The 21,516-nt window shown below is 65.3% G+C and carries 20 protein-coding genes and 1 tRNA gene; 7 read left to right on the forward strand and 14 right to left on the reverse strand.

Features of this window, described 5'->3' with window-relative positions:
* Positions 1 to 30: 30 nt before the first annotated feature.
* The 5 genes from frr to GV368_RS04305 form a co-directional block, all read right to left on the reverse strand.
* Positions 31 to 591: a ribosome recycling factor gene (gene frr / locus GV368_RS04285; protein WP_169115616.1), complete on the reverse strand. Its 561-nt coding sequence runs from the start codon at positions 589 to 591 to the stop codon at positions 31 to 33.
* Positions 592 to 600: 9 nt separating this feature from the next.
* Complete coding sequence (gene pyrH, locus GV368_RS04290) at positions 601 to 1,317, reverse strand: UMP kinase (RefSeq protein ID WP_142803490.1); 717 nt, start codon at positions 1,315 to 1,317, stop codon at positions 601 to 603.
* A 15-nt stretch (positions 1,318 to 1,332) separates the two neighbouring features.
* Entirely contained in the window at positions 1,333 to 2,223 is an 891-nt protein-coding gene (tsf, locus tag GV368_RS04295) for a translation elongation factor Ts (protein WP_169115680.1), read from the reverse strand.
* A gap of 71 nt (positions 2,224 to 2,294) precedes the next feature.
* Complete coding sequence (rpsB, locus tag GV368_RS04300; RefSeq protein ID WP_169115617.1) at positions 2,295 to 3,077, reverse strand: 30S ribosomal protein S2; 783 nt, start codon at positions 3,075 to 3,077, stop codon at positions 2,295 to 2,297.
* A 170-nt stretch (positions 3,078 to 3,247) separates the two neighbouring features.
* Positions 3,248 to 4,483 (reverse strand): aspartate kinase, encoded by a 1,236-nt coding sequence (locus GV368_RS04305; protein WP_169115618.1) that lies wholly within the window; start codon positions 4,481 to 4,483, stop codon positions 3,248 to 3,250.
* Positions 4,484 to 4,743: 260 nt separating this feature from the next.
* Between GV368_RS04305 and GV368_RS04310 the strand changes: the two genes are divergently transcribed.
* The 3 genes from GV368_RS04310 (at position 4,744) to GV368_RS04320 (ending at position 6,802) form a co-directional block, all read left to right on the forward strand.
* Positions 4,744 to 5,082 carry a helix-turn-helix domain-containing protein gene (locus GV368_RS04310; RefSeq protein WP_169115619.1) on the forward strand — a complete coding sequence of 113 codons (339 nt, stop codon included), beginning with the start codon at positions 4,744 to 4,746 and terminating at the stop codon, positions 5,080 to 5,082.
* A 232-nt stretch (positions 5,083 to 5,314) separates the two neighbouring features.
* Positions 5,315 to 5,758 (forward strand): 6-carboxytetrahydropterin synthase QueD, encoded by a 444-nt coding sequence (gene queD / locus GV368_RS04315; protein ID WP_169115620.1) that lies wholly within the window; start codon positions 5,315 to 5,317, stop codon positions 5,756 to 5,758.
* Positions 5,759 to 5,836: 78 nt separating this feature from the next.
* The gene (locus tag GV368_RS04320; protein WP_169115621.1) at positions 5,837 to 6,802 is read left to right on the forward strand and encodes an HDOD domain-containing protein; all 966 of its coding nucleotides are present in this window, start codon (positions 5,837 to 5,839) and stop codon (positions 6,800 to 6,802) included.
* Positions 6,803 to 6,806: 4 nt separating this feature from the next.
* Here the strand turns inward: GV368_RS04320 and GV368_RS04325 are convergent, their stop codons facing one another.
* The 8 genes from GV368_RS04325 to GV368_RS04360 form a co-directional block, all read right to left on the reverse strand.
* Positions 6,807 to 8,726, reverse strand: a complete 1,920-nt coding sequence (locus tag GV368_RS04325; protein ID WP_169115622.1) for an ATP-binding cassette domain-containing protein — start codon at positions 8,724 to 8,726, stop codon at positions 6,807 to 6,809.
* A 21-nt stretch (positions 8,727 to 8,747) separates the two neighbouring features.
* Positions 8,748 to 8,819, reverse strand: a tRNA-Arg gene (locus GV368_RS04330).
* Positions 8,820 to 8,830: 11 nt separating this feature from the next.
* On the reverse strand, positions 8,831 to 10,159 hold the full coding sequence (gene rimO, locus GV368_RS04335) for a 30S ribosomal protein S12 methylthiotransferase RimO (RefSeq protein WP_141055812.1): 1,329 nt from the start codon (positions 10,157 to 10,159) through the stop codon (positions 8,831 to 8,833).
* Positions 10,149 to 10,748, reverse strand: coding sequence for a polyhydroxyalkanoate synthesis repressor PhaR (phaR, locus tag GV368_RS04340; protein ID WP_169115623.1), 600 nt, complete (start codon positions 10,746 to 10,748; stop codon positions 10,149 to 10,151). Before phaR ends, rimO begins: the two co-directional genes overlap by 11 nt.
* Before the next feature lie 169 nt (positions 10,749 to 10,917).
* Positions 10,918 to 11,661, reverse strand: a complete 744-nt coding sequence (phbB, locus tag GV368_RS04345) for an acetoacetyl-CoA reductase (RefSeq protein ID WP_169115624.1) — start codon at positions 11,659 to 11,661, stop codon at positions 10,918 to 10,920.
* A gap of 44 nt (positions 11,662 to 11,705) precedes the next feature.
* Positions 11,706 to 13,409, reverse strand: a complete 1,704-nt coding sequence (locus GV368_RS04350) for a PHA/PHB synthase family protein (protein WP_178086736.1) — start codon at positions 13,407 to 13,409, stop codon at positions 11,706 to 11,708.
* A gap of 19 nt (positions 13,410 to 13,428) precedes the next feature.
* Positions 13,429 to 14,217, reverse strand: coding sequence for a peptidoglycan editing factor PgeF (gene pgeF / locus GV368_RS04355; RefSeq protein ID WP_055423696.1), 789 nt, complete (start codon positions 14,215 to 14,217; stop codon positions 13,429 to 13,431).
* Positions 14,214 to 15,182, reverse strand: a complete 969-nt coding sequence (locus tag GV368_RS04360; protein WP_169115626.1) for an RluA family pseudouridine synthase — start codon at positions 15,180 to 15,182, stop codon at positions 14,214 to 14,216. Before GV368_RS04360 ends, pgeF begins: the two co-directional genes overlap by 4 nt.
* A gap of 19 nt (positions 15,183 to 15,201) precedes the next feature.
* Here GV368_RS04360 and GV368_RS04365 point away from each other — a divergent pair, with 19 nt between their 5' ends.
* From GV368_RS04365 to GV368_RS04380, 4 genes are all read left to right on the forward strand, one after another.
* On the forward strand, positions 15,202 to 16,002 hold the full coding sequence (locus GV368_RS04365) for an outer membrane protein assembly factor BamD (protein ID WP_178086737.1): 801 nt from the start codon (positions 15,202 to 15,204) through the stop codon (positions 16,000 to 16,002).
* A 260-nt stretch (positions 16,003 to 16,262) separates the two neighbouring features.
* On the forward strand, positions 16,263 to 17,183 hold the full coding sequence (locus GV368_RS04370; protein WP_142808695.1) for a branched-chain amino acid transaminase: 921 nt from the start codon (positions 16,263 to 16,265) through the stop codon (positions 17,181 to 17,183).
* Between the two features lie 11 nt (positions 17,184 to 17,194).
* Positions 17,195 to 17,407: a zinc-finger domain-containing protein gene (locus tag GV368_RS04375; protein WP_142808693.1), complete on the forward strand. Its 213-nt coding sequence runs from the start codon at positions 17,195 to 17,197 to the stop codon at positions 17,405 to 17,407.
* 21 nt (positions 17,408 to 17,428) lie between these two features.
* Positions 17,429 to 18,805 (forward strand): phosphomannomutase/phosphoglucomutase, encoded by a 1,377-nt coding sequence (locus GV368_RS04380; protein WP_169115628.1) that lies wholly within the window; start codon positions 17,429 to 17,431, stop codon positions 18,803 to 18,805.
* Positions 18,806 to 18,856: 51 nt separating this feature from the next.
* On the opposite strand, the gene alaS is transcribed toward GV368_RS04380, so the two are convergent.
* On the reverse strand, positions 18,857 to 21,484 hold the full coding sequence (gene alaS / locus GV368_RS04385) for an alanine--tRNA ligase (protein ID WP_169115629.1): 2,628 nt from the start codon (positions 21,482 to 21,484) through the stop codon (positions 18,857 to 18,859).
* Between the last annotated feature and the right edge of the window lie 32 nt (positions 21,485 to 21,516).

The following is a 21,516-nucleotide window of genomic DNA, read 5'->3' on the forward strand; positions in this document are numbered from 1 at the left end:
CCCCGCCGGACGCTGCGACGGGGGATCGGATCAGATCTGCAGCAGTTCCTGCTCTTTCTTCTCGACGAGCTTGTCGATCTCACCGATGTAGCGGTCGGTGATCTTCTGGATATCATCCTCGGCGCGCCGCGCCTCGTCCTCGCTGACCACCTTCTTCTTCAAGGCGTCTTTGATCGCTTGATTGACGTCACGGCGCACGTTGCGCACCGCCACGCGCGCCTGCTCCCCTTCATGACGCACGACCTTGCCGAGTTCCCGGCGGCGCTCTTCGGTGAGCGGCGGCATGGGAACGCGCAGGATCTCACCCATGTTCGAGGGATTGAGCCCTAGGTCGCTCTCGCGGATCGCCTTCTCGATCTTGGAGAGCATGTTCTTCTCCCAAGGCTGCACCCCGATGGTGCGCGCATCGATCAGGGTGACGTTGGCCACCTGCGGCACCGGCACCATCGAACCGTAGTATTCGACCATCACGTGGTCGAGCAGGCCCGTGTGGGCACGGCCAGTGCGGATCTTGGCGAGATCGACTTTGAGCACCTCGATCGCCTTGGCCATGCGCTGCTCGGCGTCTTTCTTGAGTTCAGCGACGTTCATCTCCTCTCCTTACGAGTGGACCAGCGTGCCTTCGTCCTCGCCCATGATGACACGGCGCAAAGCCCCTGGCTTGAAGATCGAAAACACGTTGATCGGCAGCTTGATGTCGCGACACAAAGCAAAAGCGGTGGCATCCATCACCGCGAGATTGCGTCCGATCGCCTCGTCGAAGCTGATGCGGTGATAGCGCTTGGCGCTCGGGTCTTTTCGCGGATCGGCGCTATAGACGCCATCGACCTTGGTCGCCTTCAGTACGATCTGCGCCCCGATCTCGGCGCCGCGCAGCGCCGCCGCCGTGTCGGTGGTGAAGAAGGGATTGCCGGTGCCGGCAGCGAAAATGACGATACGACCCTCTTCCAGATGGCGAATGGCCCGAGCGCGAATATAGGGCTCGACCACCTGCTCGATGCGCAGCGCCGAGAGTACGCGCGATTCCACTTCGTGCCGGCGGAAGGCGTCCGACAGGGCCATCGCATTCATCACCGTGGCGAGCATGCCGATGTAGTCGGCGGTCGCCCGGTCCATGCCACTCGCCGCTCCCTGGATGCCACGGAAGATGTTTCCCCCGCCGATCACGATCCCGATCTGTACGCCCAACGAGCCGACTTCGACGATCTCGCCCACGATGCGCTCGACCACTTTCTCATTGATGCCGTAAGGGTCGTCGCCCATCAGAGCTTCGCCCGAGAGCTTGAGCAGGATGCGGCGATAGGCGGGGGTAGACATGAGATGACCTCGTCTTCAGGACTTGGCCGCGGCCGCCGCCTGCGCCGCCACTTCCGCGGCGAAGTCGGTCTGCTTTTTCTCGATGCCTTCGCCGACGACGAAGAGCGCGAAGGAAGCGACCTTGGCGTTGCGCTGCTTCAGGAGCGCCTCGACGCTGACTTTGTCATCCTTGACGAAGCCTTGGCCGAGCAAGGTGACTTCCTTGAGGTACTTCTGCACCGCCCCTTCAGCGATCTTGTCGAGAATCGCCTCGGGCTTGCCCGATTCGACTGCTTTCTGCCGCGCGATGCGCCGCTCGGTCTCGATGAGCTCGGCCGGCACCTGATCGGCCGAAAGGGCCTTCGGCTTGCAGGCGGCGATGTGCATGGCCAGGTCCTTGCCCAGCGCCTCGTCGCCCCCTACGAGATCGACGAGCACGCCGATCTTGGCGCCGCCGTGCACGTAGGCGTACACCTTGCCTTGCGCCTCGATGCGGACGAAACGGCGGATGGTGATGTTCTCGCCGATCTTGCCCACGAGTTCGGTGCGCACCTGCTCGACCGGCTTGCCGTCGAGTTCGAGCTGGGAGAGCGCTGCTACGTCGCCCGGGTTGCGCTCGGCCACCAGTTGCGCCAAGCGGTTGGCAAAGGCGATGAATTCGTCGTTCTTCGCCACGAAGTCGGTCTCGCAATTGACCTCGACCATGGCCGCGAGCTTGGCATCGGGCGAAATCCAGGTCGCGACGATGCCTTCGGCGGCCACGCGGCTCGCGGCTTTGCTCGCTTTGTTGCCGAGCTTGACGCGCAGGATCTCTTCGGCCCGCGCCATGTCGCCACCGGCCTCAGCCAGAGCCTTCTTGCACTCCATCATCGGCGCATCGGTGCGCTCGCGCAGCTCCTTGACCATACTTGCGGTAATTTCAGCCATCATCCGTCCTCACGAAAGATTGTCGGGTAGGTACACGCACGTGCGCCCACCCCATGCACACTGCCTCTGCCTTACTCGGCCGCCGGCGCTTCGCCTTCCTCGGAGGCCGTCTCACCTTCGGCGCCTTCGACTTCCACGAACTCGTCGGAAGCCGCTGCGACCACTTCCTGCAGCGCCATGGCCTTTCCTTCGAGCACGGCGTCGGCGATCGCCCGCGCGTACAGGCGCACGGCTCGGGCCGAATCGTCGTTGCCCGGGATCACGTAGTCGATTCCCTCGGGGCTATGGTTGGTGTCGACCACCGCCACCACCGGAATACCCAGCTTGTTGGCCTCGGCCACGGCGATCTTGTGATGCCCGACATCGATGACGAAAAGCGCATCGGGCAGACGCTCCATCTCCTTGATGCCGCCCAGGCTACGCTCGAGCTTGTCGAGCTCGCGCTGCAGACCCAGTGCTTCGCGTTTGGGCAGCTGCTGCACCGAGCCGTCGGCAAACGCCGCTTCCAGCTCCTTGAGCCGGGCAATGGACTGGCGCACCGTCTTGAAATTGGTGAGCATGCCGCCGAGCCAGCGTTCATTGACGAAGGGCATGCTGCAACGCTGGGCTTCCTCGGCGATGATGTCACGTGCCTGACGCTTGGTGGCGACGAACAGGATCGTGCCGCCCTTGGCCGAGAGCCGGCGCACGAACTCGAGCGCTTCGCGTAGCTGCGCCAGCGTCTTCTCGAGGTTGATGATATGGATCTTGTTGCGCTCCCCGTAGATGTAGGGAGCCATTTTGGGATGCCAGAAACGGGTCTGGTGCCCGAAGTGCACGCCGGCCTCGAGCATTTGACGCATCGTGACGTTCATGAAAACTCCAATGGATAAGGGTTGAACCTCCGCCCGCGACCCACCGTGCACGAACACGGACCCTCGTCGCTTGCGGGCGTGTGGAATGGGCCTGCCGCGTAGGTGGCAGGCCCGGCATTATAACGGACGGCAAGACCTTCCGTCAAAAAAGAAAAATGGCACGCCCCGTCTCAGACGTCCGCTTCGGGCCGGTCGAGCCCAAACGCCTTGTGCAGGGCACGCACGGCAAGTTCGAGATACTTCTCGTCGATCACCACCGAGATCTTGATCTCCGAGGTGGAAATCATCTGGATGTTGATCCCTTCTTCGGCGAGCGTACGGAACATCTTGGCGGCCACGCCCGGGTGGGAGCGCATACCGACGCCCACCAGCGAGACTTTGCACACCGATTTGTCACCGATCACCTGACGCGCCCCCAGGTCGTTCTTCACCCGTTCGAGAATCTCGAGCACCCGCTTCAGATCGTTTTTTGCCACGGTGAAACTGAAGTCGGTTGCCCCGTCGTGACCGACGTTTTGCACGATCATGTCCACGTCGATGTTGGCGTCGGCCACCGGCCCCAGGATCTGATAGGCGACGCCGGGCTTGTCGGGCACGCCGAGTAGCGTTACCTTGGCCTCGTCACGCTGGAAGGCGATGCCGGAAATGATGGGTTGTTCCATATTCGTTTCTTCCTCGACCGTGATCAACGTCCCTTCTCCCTCTTCTTCGAAACTGGACAGTACGCGCAACTTGACTTTGTATTTTCCGGCGAATTCCACCGAACGGATCTGCAGCACCTTGGAACCGAGGCTCGCCATCTCAAGCATTTCTTCGAAGGTGATGCGCTCCAGCCGCCGCGCCTCGGGCACGATGCGCGGGTCGGTGGTATAGACGCCGTCGACGTCGGTGTAGATCTGGCATTCGTCGGCCTGCAGCGCCGCCGCGAGCGCCACGGCGGTGGTATCGGAGCCGCCGCGCCCGAGCGTGGTGATGTTCCCCGCGGGGTCCACCCCCTGGAAACCTGCCACGACCACGACCTTGCCTTCGGCCAGATCGGCGAGCATCCGTTCGGGTTCGATGCTGAGGATGCGCGCCTTGGTGAAGGCACTATCGGTACGAATAGGAACCTGCCAGCCGGTGTAGCTCCTGGCCGGCACTCCGAGCTCCTGCAAAGCGATGGACAACAACCCGATCGTCACTTGCTCGCCGGTGGCCAGCACCACGTCCGTCTCGCGTGGATCGGGGGATTCGGACAGCGCCTGGGTGAGCGCCACGAGCCGGTTGGTCTCGCCGCTCATGGCCGAGACCACCACGACCACCCGATGCCCCTGCTGGTGATATTTCGCGACCCGGCGAGCGACGTTCTGGATCCGCTCCGGCGAACCCACGGAAGTGCCGCCGTACTTCTGCACGATGAGCGCCATCTTTCCCTCATGCCGAATTGAAACCAGCAATTATAAACACGATGGCCCAAAAGCCCAGCACTGGCCCGAGGTGAAATCTGCCGCCGTTTTTTCCACCCCCCCTCACGACGGAGTGATAAAATCGGCGACACAAAAAAATACGAATCAACTATCAAAAAGTAGTTGTCTTACAACATCAGACGTTATAAGATCATGCCTCGCTCAAGCACGACATGAGCGAGGCACTTTTCTCCTATCCACGAGTAATGGAGCGAATCTCGATGAAAAACTTTACCGGAAGCGACATCCGCGAACTGCGCAAGAAACTGGGACTCAACCAGTCCCAGTTCTGGTCCAAACTCGGCGTCACCCAGAGCGGGGGTTCGCGCTACGAAAGCGGGCGTAACATCCCCCGGCCAGTGCAGGCGCTGCTTCGGCTCGTTCATGTCGAACAGATCGACGTCAACAAAATCAAGCGGGAAGACTGGGAAGTCGCCCAGTATCTCAAAGCGACCGACTCAGAGAAATTCAAAGAACTGAAAAAAGAAGCCCGCGCCTGGGTGAAAACCCAGGGGAAGTCGAGTACGGCGGCAGACGAGGCCGAATCCGCCGAAGACTGAACGACCCTGCAGCACACGTCGCGAACCGGGCCGCTGGGGGGTCCCTGCCGCGACGAGACCTCTCACGAAGAGGGGCGAGACGAGCGCGCTGGAGCACGACACGACCGGAGCGCACGGCAAATCCGCTCGCCGGCATCCAGGTACCGCCCACGCCCCACATCACGCCATACCGACCGCCGCGACTTTGCATCACGCAAGCCGCGGCGGCTTTTTCCGTTAGAATCCTCTCACCATGCTGATCACCCGACGATTCGAATTCGACGCCGGGCACCGCATCCCCAATCATGAAAGCCATTGCCGCCACCTGCATGGCCACCGCTACGTGCTCGAAGTCACGCTACGGGGCGAACCGGTCACGCAAGCGGGCCGCAGTGACGAAGGGATGGTGCTCGACTTCTCCGCCGTGAAGACCCTCGTGCAGCGCGCACTGATCGAGGAATGGGATCACGCTTTTCTCGCCTATCGCGGCGACCAGTTGCTGTTGGATGCGCTCGAACGCATTCCCGATCACAAGACCGTCCTGCTCGACGCCGTCCCCACCGCCGAGAATCTTGCGCGCATCGCATACGAAACACTGGAGCCGCGCTTCGCCGCTCTCTACGGTGAACGGCTCTGTCTGGCACGGGTGCGCCTCTACGAAACCCCCAATTGCTGGGCGGATTATCCCGCCGGCTGAATCCCCCTGCTCTTGGCAAAAACCCTGGCGCTCGCGATAATCACGCTATAAAACACACGCACGCGATCGGAGACGGCGATGGAACGACTCGAGCACCCGCTGCCGGATGCGGCTGCCTGGATCCGGTTCTTCGCCGAGCGCGCCGACAAAGTTCCTATTCTCAGACACACCAAGCGTCACCTCGAAGAACTTCGCCCGATCGCGGAAACGCTCAATGCCCACGTCCTCTCACAGGTGGTGCTGCAAGATCCGCTGCTCACGCTGCGCCTGATGGTGACCCTGCAGAAACGCCGCCCACCAGACCTGCGCACGCGCGAGCTCACCACCATCGACCGCATCCTCCTCATGCTGGGCATCCGCGCCTTCTATGCCGAATGCGACCGCATGACGCTGGTGGAAGAGGAGCTCGCCGATCAGCCGCGCGAGCTGGCGATGCTGCTTCGGCTCATCGCGCGGCTACGGCGGGCGGCGCGTTTCGCCCGCGAATGGGCGCTCCTGCGCCGCGACATCGAAGTCTCGGAAGTGGTGGTCGCGGCGCTGTTGCACGACATCACCGAAGTCCTGATGTGGCTCTATGCCCCCCGGCTCATGTCGCTGCTCATCCGCTTGCGTCGCACCTACCCTGCCATCCCCCTCGAGCAGCTGCAGCGCAAGGTGTTCAACGCCACCGAAGTCGAGATCCGCAACGGCCTCATCGATGCGCTGGAACTGCCCGAGATCCTGAAAAAGCTGCTCGACGACCACCTCCTGGAGAATCCGCGCACGCGCACGGTATGGCTCGCCACGCGGCTTGCGCGCCACCTCGCCCACGGCTGGAACGATCCGCGCATCCCGGCCGACCTCGACGCCATCCAGGAACTGGTGCACGTCAATCGCGAGATCCTGCTCAAGCAGCTCGGCGCGCCGGAAGAGGCGATGGCGCGCTTGCTCGGCCCCGCAGGCGAGACGACGCCGCCCACCCAAACGAGCGGCGAAGCGGCGGCCGCCGTTTCGGCGGATGCGTCCAAGCCCTCCGGGCCGGACGCCCCCTCCGGCGGCGAATGAGCGCTCACCCCTCGCCGGCGGCGAGCACCTCCAACTCCGACCAGCGTTCCAGGAGCGCCTCGATCTCTTCCTGCAGCGCCGCGAGCCGCGACTTCAGGCCGGCCACTTCCTGCGCCCGCTCGCTGTAGAGCCGCGGATCGGCGAGCGCCTCGGCGAGCGCCGCCTGCTCGGCCTCCAGGGCCTCGATGCGCTGCGGCAGCGCCTCCAGTTCCTGGCGTTCGCGGTACGACAACCGCCGCGGTCGGGAAGACCGAGGTTCCTCCGGCGCGGCAACCTTGGCTTTGACAGGGGCCTTGGTCGGACCCGGAGCCGCGGATACCGATGCGACCTCTCCCTTCAGCCGCAGCCAGTCGCTGTAGCCGCCGACGCACTCTTCCCAGCGCCCGTCACCGGTCGAGGCGATCACCTGCGTGACCACGTTGTCGAGGAAGCGCCGGTCATGGCTCACCAGCAGCAAAGTCCCCGAATAAGAGAGCAGGCGCTCTTCGAGGAGCTCCAGCGTGTCGAGGTCGAGGTCGTTGGTGGGCTCGTCGAGCACCAGCACATTGGCCGGCTGAGCGAAGAGGCGCGCGAGCAGCAGCCGGTTGCGCTCCCCGCCCGAGAGCGTCTTCACTGGCGAGCGTGCCCGCTGCGGCGAGAAGAGGAAGTCCTCGAGGTAGCCGACGACGTGGCGCCGCTGCCCAGCGATCTCCACCGTATCCGAACCGGGACTGACGACGTCGATCAGCCGCGCCTCGGGGTCGAGCTGGGCGCGCATCTGATCGAAATAGGCGACGTTGCGGCGCGTGCCGTGGCGCACCAGACCCGCATCGGGTTCGATCTCGCCCAGGATCAGTTTGAGCAAGGTCGTCTTGCCGGCCCCGTTGGGACCGATGAAGCCGATGCGATCGCCCCGCAGGATGGTGGCGGAGAAGTCGCGCACCACCGTCTTCTCGCCCCAGGATTTCGTCACCCCCACGAGCTCGGCCACCAGCCGACCGCTCTGCTCGCCCGCCTCCAGCTGCAGACGCACCCGCCCCAGCCGCTCGCGGCGCGCCTCGCGTTCCTCGCGCAGCCGCTCCAGCCGGCGCACCCGGCCCTCGTTGCGCGTACGCCGCGCCTCCACCCCTTTGCGGATCCACGCCTCTTCCTGGGCGTGGAACTTGTCGAAGCGCGCCTGCGCCTGCGCCTCGGCCGCGAGCTGCTCGGCCTTGCGCCGTTCGTACTCGGCGAACGACCCGGGAAAGCTCGCCAGCCGCCCCCGGTCGAGCTCGACGATGCGGGTGGCGACCCGATCGACCAGAGCCCGGTCGTGCGTCACCAGCACGACGCTGCCACGAAAGGTGAGCAGCATCTGCTCCAGCCGCTCGATCGCGGCGATGTCGAGGTGGTTGGTCGGCTCGTCGAGGAGCAGCACTTCCGGCTCGGCCACCAGGGCGCGGGCGAGCGCCACGCGTTTCACCCCGCCGCCCGAGAGCGATGCGATGCGCGCCTCGGCCTCCAACCCCAGCGCCGCGAGCGCGGCGTCGATGCGGTGCTGCCACTGCCAGCCGCCTTCCCGCTCCAGCGCCTGCTGGACGGCGTCGAGTTCGGCAAGGAGCGCCGGCTCGGGAGTGGCCGCCACGTGGCGCGACAGCGCCTGAAACCGCCGCAAGAGGCCTGCCGCCTCGCCCAGCCCCTCGGTGAGCACCTCGGCCACCGTGGCCTGCGGCGGGAAGTCCGCTTCCTGCGGCACGTAGGCCAGACGCAGGCCCGGCTGGCGCCACAGGAGCCCGTCGTCGAGCGGCTGCTCGCCGGCGAGCACGCGCAGCAGGCTGGATTTGCCCGCACCGTTGCGCCCGATCAGCACCACCCGCTCACCCTCGTCGAGCTGAAAGGACGCGGCGTCGAGCAGAGGAACGTGACCAAACGCAAGATGGGCGTCGTCGAGGCGGAGCACAGGCATGACAAAAACCTTGAAAGGGAGTCCCCCCGCCAGGAATCGAACCTGGATCTAGCGCTTAGGAGGCGCTCGTTCTATCCATTGAACTACGGGGAGAGAGGGGTGATTCAGCGCGACGGCACTTCCGCATAGAGGTCGTGCACGTCGCAGTCGGTGACGAGGACTTCGGCGAATTCGCCCGGCTGCAAGTCCTCGCCGTTGGGAATGATGACGAGACCGTCGATTTCGGGCGCGTCGGCGCTCGAACGCGCGAGCGCCCCCTCTTCGTCGACCTCTTCCACCAGGACCGTGATCCGGCGCCCGATCCAGCGCTCCAGCCGCTGCGTGGAGATGTCCTCCTGCCACTGCAGCAGGCGCACGCGCCGTTCCTCGCGCACCTCCTCGGGCACGGCACCGGGAAGCGCATTGGCCGCCGCGCCCTCGACGGGGGAATAGGCGAAGGCGCCGACCCGGTCGAGCTGCGCCTCTTCGAGGAACTGCAACAGCAAGTCGAAATCCTCCTCGGTCTCACCAGGGAAGCCGGTGATGAAGGTCGAGCGGATCGTCAAGTCGGGGCAGATCTCGCGCCAGCGCCGGATGCGCTCGAGCACCCGTTCGGTGGCCGCCGGCCGCTGCATCGCCTTGAGGATGCGGGGGCTGGCGTGCTGGAACGGGACGTCGAGATAGGGCAGGATCTTGCCCTCGGCCATGAGCGGGATGAGCTCGTCCACGCTCGGATAGGGATAGACGTAGTGTAGCCGGATCCATACGCCGAGCTCACCCAGCAGACGGGCGAGCTCGGTGAGACGCTGGCGTACCGGCCGGCCGTCGACGAACCCCGTACGGTACTTGAGATCGACCCCGTAGGCGGCGGTGTCCTGCGACACGACGAGGATCTCCTTGACGCCGGATTCCACCAGCGCCTCGGCCTCGGCCATGATCTCGTGGATGGGGCGGCTGACGAGATCGCCGCGCAGCGAGGGGATGATGCAGAAGGTGCAGCGGTGGTTGCAACCCTCGGAGATTTTCAGATAGGCATAGTGCGGCGGCGTGAGCCGCAGTCCCTGCGGGGGGACGAGATCGGTGAAGGGGTCGTGCGGCTTGGGCAGATGGCGGTGCACGAGATCGAGTACCTCGGCCTCCGCATGCGGGCCGGTGATCGCCAGCACCTGCGGGAATTCTTCGAGGATACGCTGCGGCCGAGCACCCAGGCAGCCGGTGACGATGACCTTGCCATTCTCCGCCAGCGCCTCGCCGATCGCCTGCAGCGATTCTTCCACGGCTGCGTCGATGAAGCCGCAGGTATTGACGATGACCAGATCCGCCCCTTCGTAGTCGGGGCTCAGCGCATAGCCCTCGGCGCGCAGACGCGTGAGGATGCGTTCGCTGTCGACGGTGGCCTTGGGACACCCCAGGCTCACCATGCCCACGCGGGGCGCGGCAAACTCAAGTTTCATCGGGTTTGGTCGGTGAGGTCGTACCGCTCGAGGCGGATTCGTCCGTTTGCGGCCGCAGGCCGGAGAACATGGCGCCGAAGAGACCGCGCGTCTGGCTTTCTGCCTGTTGCTGCATCTGGGTAAGGAGCTGGCGCGACTGTTCGAGATAGGCGTTCATCATCGATTGTAGCGCCGGAGCCTGCAGCGAAAGAAACTGCGCCATCCAGTCGGTGCCGAGCGGCGCCTTGTCCCCGTAGAGCGAGCGCAGCTGCTCCTGGAACTTGTTCTGCATCTCGACGAAGGCGGCGATGCTGTTTTCCAGATAGCGCCCCATCAGGTTTTGCGACGCCTGACCGTAGAAACGGATGATCTGCGCGAGCATCTCCGAAGAAAAGAGAGGTTGACCGCAGGCCTCTTCCTCGAGGATGATCTGCAGCAGCACGCTGCGCGTGAGATCCTCCCCCGTCTTGGCATCGACGATACGGAAAGGCTCGTGCGAGAGCACGAGATTTTTCACGTCACCGATCGTGATGTAAGCGCTGCTGGCGGTATCGTACAAACGGCGATTGGGGTATTTCTTGATCAGGCGGATCTGCTGCGCATCGGTCATTGCCGATCTGTCCCACAAGGAGGCGGTAATGCCGCATTATACCGCAGCAGCAGGCAAAGGTTCCATACCGCCGCAAAACGACCGGGGCTACCGCCCGACACCGCCAGGTATCGCTTCGGCAGCCCCGATGGGCAGGGCGCCCTTTCGCCGATGCGCAAGGCACCGATGCTCAATACATGTGCTGACCGCCGTTGATGGCGATGTTTGCTCCGGTCATGTAAGCGGCCTCTTCGGAGGCGATGTAGGCCACCAGTCCGGCGATTTCCTCGGGCTTGCCCAGACGCCCCATGGGGATCTGCGGCAGGATCTTGGAGTCCAGGATCTCCTGCGGAATGGCGAGCACCATCTTGGTACCGATGTAGCCCGGCGAGACGGTATTGACCGTGACGCCGTAGCGCGCCACTTCGAGCGCCAGCGACTTGGTGAAGCCGTGCATCCCGGCCTTGGCCGCGGCATAGTTGGTCTGGCCGAAGGCGCCTTTCTGGCCGTTGACCGAAGAGATGTTGATGATGCGGCCCCACTTGCGCTCGACCATGCCGTCGATGACCTGCTTGGTCATGTTGAAGACGCTGTCGAGGTTGGTGCGCAGCACCGCGTCCCAGTCGGCCTTGGTCATCTTGCGCAGGGTCATGTCGCGGGTGATGCCGGCGTTGTTGACGAGCACGTCCACCGGGCCGATTTCCTGCACGATCTTCTCCACGCACGCCTTGCAGGAGTCGAAGTCGGCGACATCCACCGGATAGGCGGCGAAGTCGAACCCCTTGGCCTTCATGTCGGCGAGCCACTGCGGCGCGTTCTTGTTGTTGAGCGAATGCGTGGTGACGACGCGATAGCCCAGCTGGGCGAGCTTGATGCAGATCGCCTCGCCGAGTCCACCCATGCCTCCTGTGACCAATGCAATTCTCGTCGTCATTTCCCTTCTCCTCTTCTTCGATGACGCCGCCTGAGGCGGCGAAGTTACACAACGGGTTCGCGCACGAGCGGCAACGCGGGCTCTTTCACGTAGCGGCCCGGGGCAGGCTCGATGGGGCGGTACTGATCGTTGCCCAAGGTGGTGCGTGCCGGCACGAGCTTGCCCTTGTGGGCCTCCAGCCAGCGCGCCCAGTCCCACCACCAGCTGCCGGGTTGTTCCTGCGCCGCGGACAACCACGCTTCGGGCTCCTCGGGCAGGGCTTCGTTGATCCAGTAGCTGCGGCGATTCTTGCTTGCCGGGTTGATGGCACCGGCGATGTGCCCGCTCGCCCCCAGCACGAATCGGCGCGGACCGCCAAGCAAGTGTTGCGAGAGATAGGCGCCGCGCCAGGGCACGATGTGGTCCTCGCGCGCCGCCATCACGTAGGCCGGCATGTCGAGGCGGGTGAGGCTCACCGGCTCGCCGAGCATCGTCAATTTGTTGGGCACGCGCAGATTGTTCTCGAGATACATGTTGCGCAGGTAGTAGGTGACGAACGGCCCGGGCAGGTTGGTGCTGTCGCTGTTCCAGTAGAGCAGATCGAAGGGTTTGGGCGCCTCACCCTTGAGATAGTTGTTGACCACGTAATTCCAGACGAGGTCGTTGGCGCGCAGCGCCGAGAAGGTATTGGCCAGTTCCGAGCCCAGCATCAACCCGCCTTTGCCGATCGCCGCTTCGCGCGCAGTGACGCTCGCCTCGTCCACCAGGCAGCCCAGCTCGCCGCTCTCGGCGAAATCGAGCAGGGTCGTCATGAGCGTGAGGCTGCGCACGGGCGTCTCGCCGCGGGCACGCGCCACCGCCAGCGCACAAGAAAGCATCGTACCGCCGACGCAAAACCCCAGCGCATTGGGATCGGACACGCCGGTGACTTCGCGCACGATCTGTAACGCCCGCAGCGGCCCCAGTTCGAGGTAATCGTCCCAGCCGTAGTGCGCCTCGGTGATGCCCGGATTCTTCCACGAGATCATGAACACCGTGTGCCCCTGCTCCAGAGCGAAGCGCACGAGGGAATTTTCCGGCTGGAGGTCGAGAATGTAGAACTTGTTGATGTTGGGCGGAACGATGAGGAGCGGCCGCTCGCCCACTTTCTCCGTGAGCGGCGCGTACTGGATGAGCTGCATGAGGGGGTTTTCGGCGATCACCGCGCCGGGAGTGACCGCAAGGTTGCGTCCGACTTCGAAGGCGGACTCGTCGGTCATTGAGATGTGACCTTTGTGCAGGTCTTCGAGCAGGTTGGCGATGCCGCGCCGGATGCTCTCGCCCTGGGTTTCGAGCGCCTGACGGATGAATTCCGGATTGGTGGCGGCGAAGTTCGACGGAGCGAGCGCATCGACGATCTGGCGCACGAGGAAACGCGCCCGCGCCTTGGTCTTGCCGTCGGGGAAGTCGCTCTCTTCCACCCAGCGGGTGAGCATCTGCGCGTTGATCCAGTAGGCCTGGCGGAGGTAGTCGAAGATGGGACTTTCCTGCCACGCAGGCGAGGAGAAGCGCTTGTCGCCGCGCACCTGCGGCACCACCGGCTCGGCGGGCTCGCCCGCTCGGCGATGCAGCAGCTGGTCCCACAGCTGGGCGTGCTGCGCCAGCCACTGCTGCTGCCACTGGCGCAGCTTGTCCGGATCACCGGCCATGAGCTGCCAGTACTGCTGCCATGCCTGCAAGGGATGCCCCGGAGGAAGCGAAACGCCGGGCGGATTGGGGAAAGACGTCATATTTTCTCCTTGGTCGAATTCATTGTGGCACGAAAGGTGCATGGCGACAATCATGCGCTGCAGCATGCGTCATGTACCCCGAGGCGCGCCAGAGGCACAAAGCGAAGCGGCCGGTACACCTCCCTTCACGGCGGTAGGAATAGAACGCCTTGTCATGAAATGTACATATACCGCCCAGACTGACTGCGGCCGCTCCCGCGGCGAGCAGCTTCGCCCGCGCAATGCCGACGAGGTCGGCGAGCCAATGCGCACCGTCGCGGCCGGGTACGAAAAACCGGGCAAGCGACGGGGTCTGGTCGAGAAAAACTCCGCGCACTTCCTCCCCCACCTCGTAGTGCGCCTGCCCGATTCCCGGGCCAATCCAGGCAACGAAGCCCTGGGGCGGAAAATGCGCCGCCACCGCTTCCAGCACGCCGCCGGCGAGCCCGCGCCAGCCGGCGTGCGCTACCGCCACTCGGGTACCGTCGCAGGCGGCAAAAGCCACGGGCAGGCAGTCGGCAGTGAGCACGGCAAGCGGCAAGTTCGGCCGGGTCGTCACCGCCGCATCGGCCTGCGGCGGTGTTCCCTCCCAGGGCTCGCGATCGGCATCGAAGACGCGCGCGCCGTGCACCTGCTCGAGCCACAACGGCATGGCGGGAAGGAGTCGCGCGAGGCGTAGGCGGTTCTCCGCCACCGCCGCGGGGTCGTCGCCCACGTGCGTGGCGAGGTTGAAGGAGGCATACGGCTCACGGCTCACCCCGCCCTCGCGGTCGGTGAGGCGCAGTACTACGTTGCGCGGTGCTTCCGGCCAATGAATGCGGCGGATCATCGCCTCTCTCCCCGAAGGATTTCCAGCAGCCGGGTCATGTCCTCGGGCAGGGGCGACTCCCAACGGCATGGCTCGCCGCTTGCGGGATGCACGAGGGCAAGCCGCCGGGCGTGCAGCGCCTGACGCGAAAAACGCGCCGCCACCGCCCGCGGGGCGTAGAGAGGATCGCCCAGCAGGGGGAAGCCGAGGTGAGCCAGATGCACGCGGATCTGGTGCGTGCGTCCGGTCTCCAACCGGCATTCGACGAGCGTGGCCTCGGCAAAGACTTCCAGCGGGCGATAATGGGTCACCGCGGGCTTGCCCTGCGGCACGACCGCCATGCGGGTACGCACCCGGGGGTGCCGTCCGATCGGCGCTTCCGCCGTCCCGGCCCGCTCGAGTCGCCCCGCCACCACCGCCCAGTATTCGCGGTGTACGGTGCGCGCCTGCAGCTGGCGCACCAGGGCGGTCTGCGCTTCCAGCGTGCGGGCCACCACCATGAGGCCACTCGTGTCCTTGTCGAGCCGATGCACGATGCCGGCGCGCGGCACCGCCGCCAGGCCGGGATCGAGCGCGAGCAGTCCGTTGAGCAGGGTTCCCTCGAGATTTCCCGCCCCGGGATGAACCACCAGGCCCGCCGGCTTGTCAACGACGAAAATCGATTCATCGGCATGAAGGAGAGACAATGGCATCGCTTGCGCCTGCGGCGACTCCCCGAACACGAACGGCGGCAGCTTCAACGCCAGACGTTCGCCCCCGGCCAACCGGCGGCGTACCGAGTCGGCGAGGATTCCGTCGATACTCAGCCAACCTTCCTCGATCCACGCCTGCAGGCGCGAGCGCGAATGCTCCGGCCACAGCACCGCGGCGACGCGATCGAGCCGCTCGCCCGCGAGCGCAGCCGGCACGAGGCGCACGGTTTCCTCGACCGTGATCACGTCATCGTCGTCCCATTCCGCCTTATAATCGGTCACCGAGTCACTCATGCCCCGATCGTCATCTACCATGATCCTGCGTTCGCTCACCGCGCTCTTCCTCGCCCTTTCGCTCACGCTCACCGGCTGCAGCCTCATCCCCGAAAAAGCGGACGAGACCCGCGGCTGGAACGCGCAAAAGCTCTATTCCGAAGCCAAGGATGCCTTGAACGACGGAAATTATCAACGGGCCGTCGAACTCTATCAAAAACTCGAAGCGCGCTATCCCTTCGGGCGTTACGCCCAGCAGGCACAGATCGAGACCGCCTACGCCCACTACAAGGCGAACGAACCCGAGGAGGCGATCGCCGCCGCCGATCGCTTCATCCGGCTGCACCCCAACCACCCCAACGTCGACTACATGTATTACCTCAAGGGGCTGGCGACCTTCAACGAAGACCTCGGCCTGCTCGGGACGATCTCCAACCAGGATCTCTCCGAGCGTGATCCCAAAGGGATGCGCGAATCCTACGAGACGTTCCGCGAGCTCATCGAGCGCTTCCCCGACAGCAAGTATGCCGACGACGCGCGCCAGCGCATGGTCTATCTCACCAATGCCATGGCGCGCTACGAAGTGCATGTGGCTGACTATTATCTGCGCCGCGGCGCCTATCTCGCCGCCGCCAACCGGGCCAAGGCGGTGCTTGAGCATTTCCCCGACTCCCCCGCGCAGGAAGACGCGCTGTGGATCCTCATGCAGGCCTACGACAAACTCGGCCTCCAAGATCTGCGCGCCGACGCCGAACGGGTGATGCGCCACAACTTCCCGCAGTCGGCCTACTTCAAGGGTGGCAAGAAAGGTCCGGACAAGCCTTGGTGGCAGCTGTGGTGAGTTTCCCTTACTAAGGGGGCAGATCGAAGAACCGCCGCGAACGGCTGCAGGGCAAGGCGCCCGGAGCGCAGGATGCGAGACACCCCAGATAGGCGAGCATCAGGGCACCGCGCAACGCCGCCATGCAGCCGCGCAGAAGGTCATTCGAGCTGTCCCGAGGGTTTCTCCTAGGGCATGGGTTCCTACCCCGACAATGCTTTGCGCTACAATCTGCCGTTACACGGCGTAAGCGCCGAGCCCATCCACCCGAGGAGAACCCCATGTCGATGTCCGATCGCGATGGCTTCATCTGGTACGACGGCAAGCTCGTGCCCTGGCGTGAAGCCACCACCCACGTGCTCACCCATTCCCTGCACTACGGCCTGGCCGTGTTCGAAGGCTTGCGCGCCTATGCCACCGAGCGCGGCACCGCCATTTTCCGTCTGCGCGAGCACACCCAGCGCCTGCTCAATTCGGCCAAGATCTACATGATGCCGATTCCCTGGTCGCTCGAGGAGCTCATGGAAGCGCAGAAGGAGGTGGTGCGCGCAAACAACCTCGAATCCTGCTACATCCGCCCCATCGCCTTCTACGGTTCGGAGAAGATGGGCGTCTCGCCTAAAGGCGCCAAGGTGCACGTGGCCATCGCCGCCTGGCCTTGGGGCGCCTATCTGGGCGAAGACGGCCTGGAACGCGGCATCCGCATCAAGACCTCCTCCTTCCAGCGCCAGCACGTCAACGTGACCATGCCGCGCGCCAAGCTCGCCAGCACCTACGCCAACTCCATCCTCGCCAACCAGGAAGTCACCAGCCAGGGCTACGACGAGGCGCTGCTGCTTGACACCCAAGGGTTCGTCGCGGAAGGCGCCGGGGAAAACCTCTTCGTGGTCAAGGATGGGGTGCTCTACGAGCCGGAGATCGCCGCGGCGCTCACGGGCATCACCCGCGACACGGTGATCCGCATCGCCGATGAACTCGGCATCCCCTTCGTGTCGCGCAGGCTCACGCGCGACGACATCTACATCGCCGACGAAGCCTTCTTCAGCGGCACCGCCGCCGAGATCACGCCGATCCGCGAACTCGACGACCGCGTCATCGGCGAGGGCAAGCGCGGTCCCATCACCACCCGCATCCAGCAGCGATTCTTCGACATCGTCGCCGGCCGCGCGCCCGAGTACGACCACTGGCTCGCCTATCTCTGAGGAGCGCCCCGATGAGTACCTCCAATCCACTCGAGACCGTGCGCACGGAGCGCGAGCTCACCGTGCGCGCCGAGGATCTGCCGCTGCACTGCCCGCTTCCCGGCGAGCCGGTCGATCTGCTGCACCCGCGCGTCTTCCTCGACCCCACGGCCGAGGGCGAGGCCGTCTGCCCCTACTGCAGCCGGCGCTTCCACTTCGAAGGCCCTTTACCCAAACACCACTGATCCCTTTTGCGAGCCTCTGCGATGACGCTTCCCGACGCCAGCATCTTCAAAGCCTATGACATCCGCGGCATCGTCGATGAGACCCTCACCGAAGACGTCGCCCGCGCCATCGGCCGCGCCATCGGTAGCGAGGCGCGCCGACGCCGGGTGGAGGCGATCGTGGTCGGGCGCGACGGGCGTTTGTCCGGCCCACGGCTGGCCGCGGCGCTCGCCGAAGGAATCCTCGCCGCAGGCGTGGACGTCATCGACATCGGCGCCGTCCCCACCCCGGTCACCTACTTCGCCGCCGAGCATCTCGGCACCCGTTCCTGCGTCTCGGTCACCGGTAGCCACAATCCGCCCCAGTACAACGGGTTCAAGATGGTGCTCGCCGGTGAAACCCTCTACGGGCCGCTCATCCAGGACCTGCGTCGGCGTCTGGCCGAAGGCGACCTGGAAAGCGGTGCGGGGCAGCTGCGCCGGGCGGACGTGCGCGAAGCCTACTTCACGCGCATCACCTCCGACGTCAAACTCGCCCGCCCCATGAAGGTCGCAGTCGACTGCGGCAACGGCGTCGCCGGGGCCTTCGCCCCCGAGCTCCTCGAACGGCTGGGCTGCCGGGTCGACGCGCTCTTTTGCGAGGTCGACGGCACTTTCCCCAATCACCACCCCGATCCATCCAAACCCGAGAACCTGAACGACCTCATCGCGCGCGTCGCCGCCACCGATGCCGAGATGGGGCTGGCGTTCGACGGCGACGGGGACCGACTGGGCGTGGTCACCAAACACGGCAAGATCATCTTCCCCGATCGGCAGATGATGCTCTTTGCCGCCGACGTGCTCTCGCGCCATCCCGGCGCCCAGATCCTCTTCGACGTCAAATGCTCGCGCAAACTCGCCGAAGTCATCCGGGCGCATGGTGGCGTGCCGCTCATGTGGAAGACCGGACACGCCCTCATCAAGGCGAAGCTGCGCGAGACGGGGGCGCCGCTCGCCGGTGAGATGAGCGGGCACGTCTTCTTCAAGGATCGCTGGTACGGCTTCGACGACGGGCTCTATGCCGCTGCGCGCCTGCTGGAAATCCTCTCGCGCCACGACGATCCGAGCGCCGTGCTCGAGGCGCTGCCCGACAGCATCGCCACGCCCGAGCTCAACGTCAAGATGAAGGAGGGCGAGCCGTTTGCCCTCATCGAACGGCTGCAAGGCTACGGCGGTTTCACCGGTGCGCGTGAGATCATTACCATCGACGGCGTGCGCGTCGAATACCCCGACGGCTTCGGGCTCGCGCGCGCCTCCAACACCACCCCGGTGGTGGTGCTTCGCTTCGAGGCCGACACGCCCGAAGCGCTCGCGCGCATCCAGGAAGACTTCCGCCGCGCCCTCACGAGCGTGTGGCCGGGGATCGAACTGCCGTTTTGAACGATCGCAGCAAAGCGTCGCCGTCGCCACCGACCGGCAACGCTTCTGCGATCATCCCTGCAGCCGCTCCTGCGCCCACGCCTTGCCCTGCCCGAGCGCCTCGTCGAGCTTGGCCGGGTCGCCGCCGCCGGCCTGGGCGAGTTCGGGGCGACCGCCGCCGCGCGCACCCATCGCCTCGGCCGCGGCCTTGACCCAGTCACCGGCCTTGAGGCGGGCACTGAGCTCCTTGCTCACCGCGGCGAGCACCACGGCCTTGCCTTCGATCACGGTACCGAGCAGCACCGCGGCCTTGGGCAGGCGGGAACGCAGCGCGTCGGCGAGTTCGCGCAGCGCCTCGGGCGAGTCGGCCTCCACCCGGCGCACGAGCAGTTTCGCCTCACCCGCGGTCTCCGCGGCGGCGGCAAGCGCTGCCGCCTCGGCCTGGGCGAGCCGCTGCACGAGCCGCGCCCGTTCGCGCGCCGCCTCGCGCGTCTGCTCGAGCAGGGCCTCCACACGTGCGGGCACTTCCTCGCGAGCCACTTTGAGCGTCTGGGCGAGCCGCTCCAGCGTACGATCCACGCCTTGCACCCAGCGCAGCGCCACTTCTCCCGCGACCGCCTCGATGCGGCGCACGCCGGCGGCGATCGCGCTCTCGGCCACGATCTTCACCAACCCGATGTCGCCGGTGCGCGCCACGTGCGTGCCGCCGCACAGCTCCTTGGAGCTGCCGATGGTGAGCACCCGCACCGTCTCGCCGTATTTCTCGCCGAAGAGCATCACCGCCCCGCTCGCCTTGGCCGCTTCGAGCGGCATCACCTCGGCCCGCGTGGGGACGTTGGCGAGCACCTCGCGATTGACGAGCCATTCGATGCGCTCGATCTCTTCCTGGGTGAGCGGCTGATGGTGCGCAAAATCGAAGCGCAGGCGGTCGGCATCGACGAGTGAGCCTTTCTGCTCGACGTGCGACCCCAGCACTTCACGCAAAGCCTTGTGCAAGAGGTGTGTGGCGGAATGGTGCCGCGCGGTGGCGGCGCGGGCCTCGGCATCGACCCGGGCGCGCACTCGCTGCCCCAGCGCGAGCCGCCCCGTGCGCACCACGCCGTAATGGCCGAACACCTCGGCCTGGATCTTCTGCGTATCCTCGACGGAGAAGATCCCCTCCGGAGCGCGCAGCTCGCCGCGATCGCCCGCCTGGCCGCCGGATTCGGCATAGAACGGCGTGCGATCGAGCACCACCACGCCCTCCTCGCCCTCGGCGAGTTCCTCGACCGGCGCGCCGTCGCGATAGAGCGCCACGATCTCCCCCTCGTCTTCCAAGGTCTCGTAGCCCTCGAAGCGCGTCGTCGGCCCTTCGTATTCGAGCACCGCCTGCATCTTGAATTTGCCCGCGGCGCGCGCCATGGCCTTTTGCCGTGCCATGGCTGCGTCGAACCCCGCCACGTCTACGGTGAAGCCGCGCTCGCGCAGCACGTCGGCGGTCAGATCCAGCGGAAAACCGTAGGTGTCGTGCAGCTTGAAGGCGATCTCGCCGTCGAGCTCGCCCTGGCCATTGGCCTGCATCTGCGCGATCACCGTTTCCAGCAGCGACATGCCATGCTCGATGGTGCCGAAGAATCGCTCTTCTTCCTGCCTGAGGGTGGCTTCGATCACCGACTGGCGCGCCACGAGCTCGGGATAGGCCTCACCCATCTCGGCCACCAGGGCCGGCACCAGCCGGTGGAAGAACGGTGCGCGCACGCCGAGCTTCCAACCGTGGCGGATGGCGCGGCGGATGATGCGGCGCAGCACGTAGCCTCGCCCCTCGTTGCCGGGAATGACCCCGTCGGCGATGAGGAAAGAAGCGGCGCGGATGTGGTCGGCGAGCACCTTGAGGCTGGGCTGGTCTCGGTCGGTGCAGCCGGTGAGTTCCATGGCCGCGGCGATGAGTCGCTGGAAGAGGTCGATCTCGTAGTTCGAATGCACGCCCTGCAGCACCGCGGCGATGCGCTCGAGCCCCATGCCGGTGTCGACGCTGGGCTTGGGCAAGGGATGCATCTCACCCTTGTCGTCGCGGTTGTACTGCATGAACACGAGGTTCCAGATCTCGATGTAGCGATCCCCGTCCTCGTCGGGCGATCCCGGCGGGCCACCCGGCACTTCGGGGCCGTGATCGTAGAAGATTTCGGTGCACGGTCCGCAGGGGCCGGTGTCGCCCATCATCCAGAAATTATCGGAAGCGTAGCGTGCGCCCTTGTTGTCGCCGATGCGTACGATGCGCTCGCGCGGCACGCCGATTCCCTCGGCCCAGATGCGATAGGCTTCGTCGTCTTCGGCATACACCGTCACCCACAGCCGCTCGGGCGGCAGCTTGAAAACCTCGGTGAGCAGCTCCCAGGCGTAGGCGATGGCTTCGCGCTTGAAGTAGTCGCCGAAGCTGAAGTTGCCCAGCATCTCGAAGAAGGTGTGGTGCCGCGCGGTATAGCCGACGTTTTCCAGGTCGTTGTGCTTACCCCCGGCGCGCACGCATTTCTGCGCCGTGGTGGCACGCTTGTAGGAACGCTCCTCCAGGCCGAGAAAGACGTTCTTGAACTGGTTCATGCCGGCGTTGGTGAAGAGCAGCGTCGGGTCACCCTGAGGCACGAGCGAGCTGGAGGGCACGATCGTGTGCCCCTTGCTCGCGAAGAAGTCGAGGAAGGCTTTGCGGATGTCGGAGGTTTTCATGGGATGGGCGTCGGAATGAGCGAGAAATCGAA

It is taken from the genome of Tepidiphilus baoligensis (genome assembly GCF_012911495.1).
Classification (GTDB): Bacteria; Pseudomonadota; Gammaproteobacteria; order Burkholderiales; family Rhodocyclaceae; genus Tepidiphilus; species Tepidiphilus olei.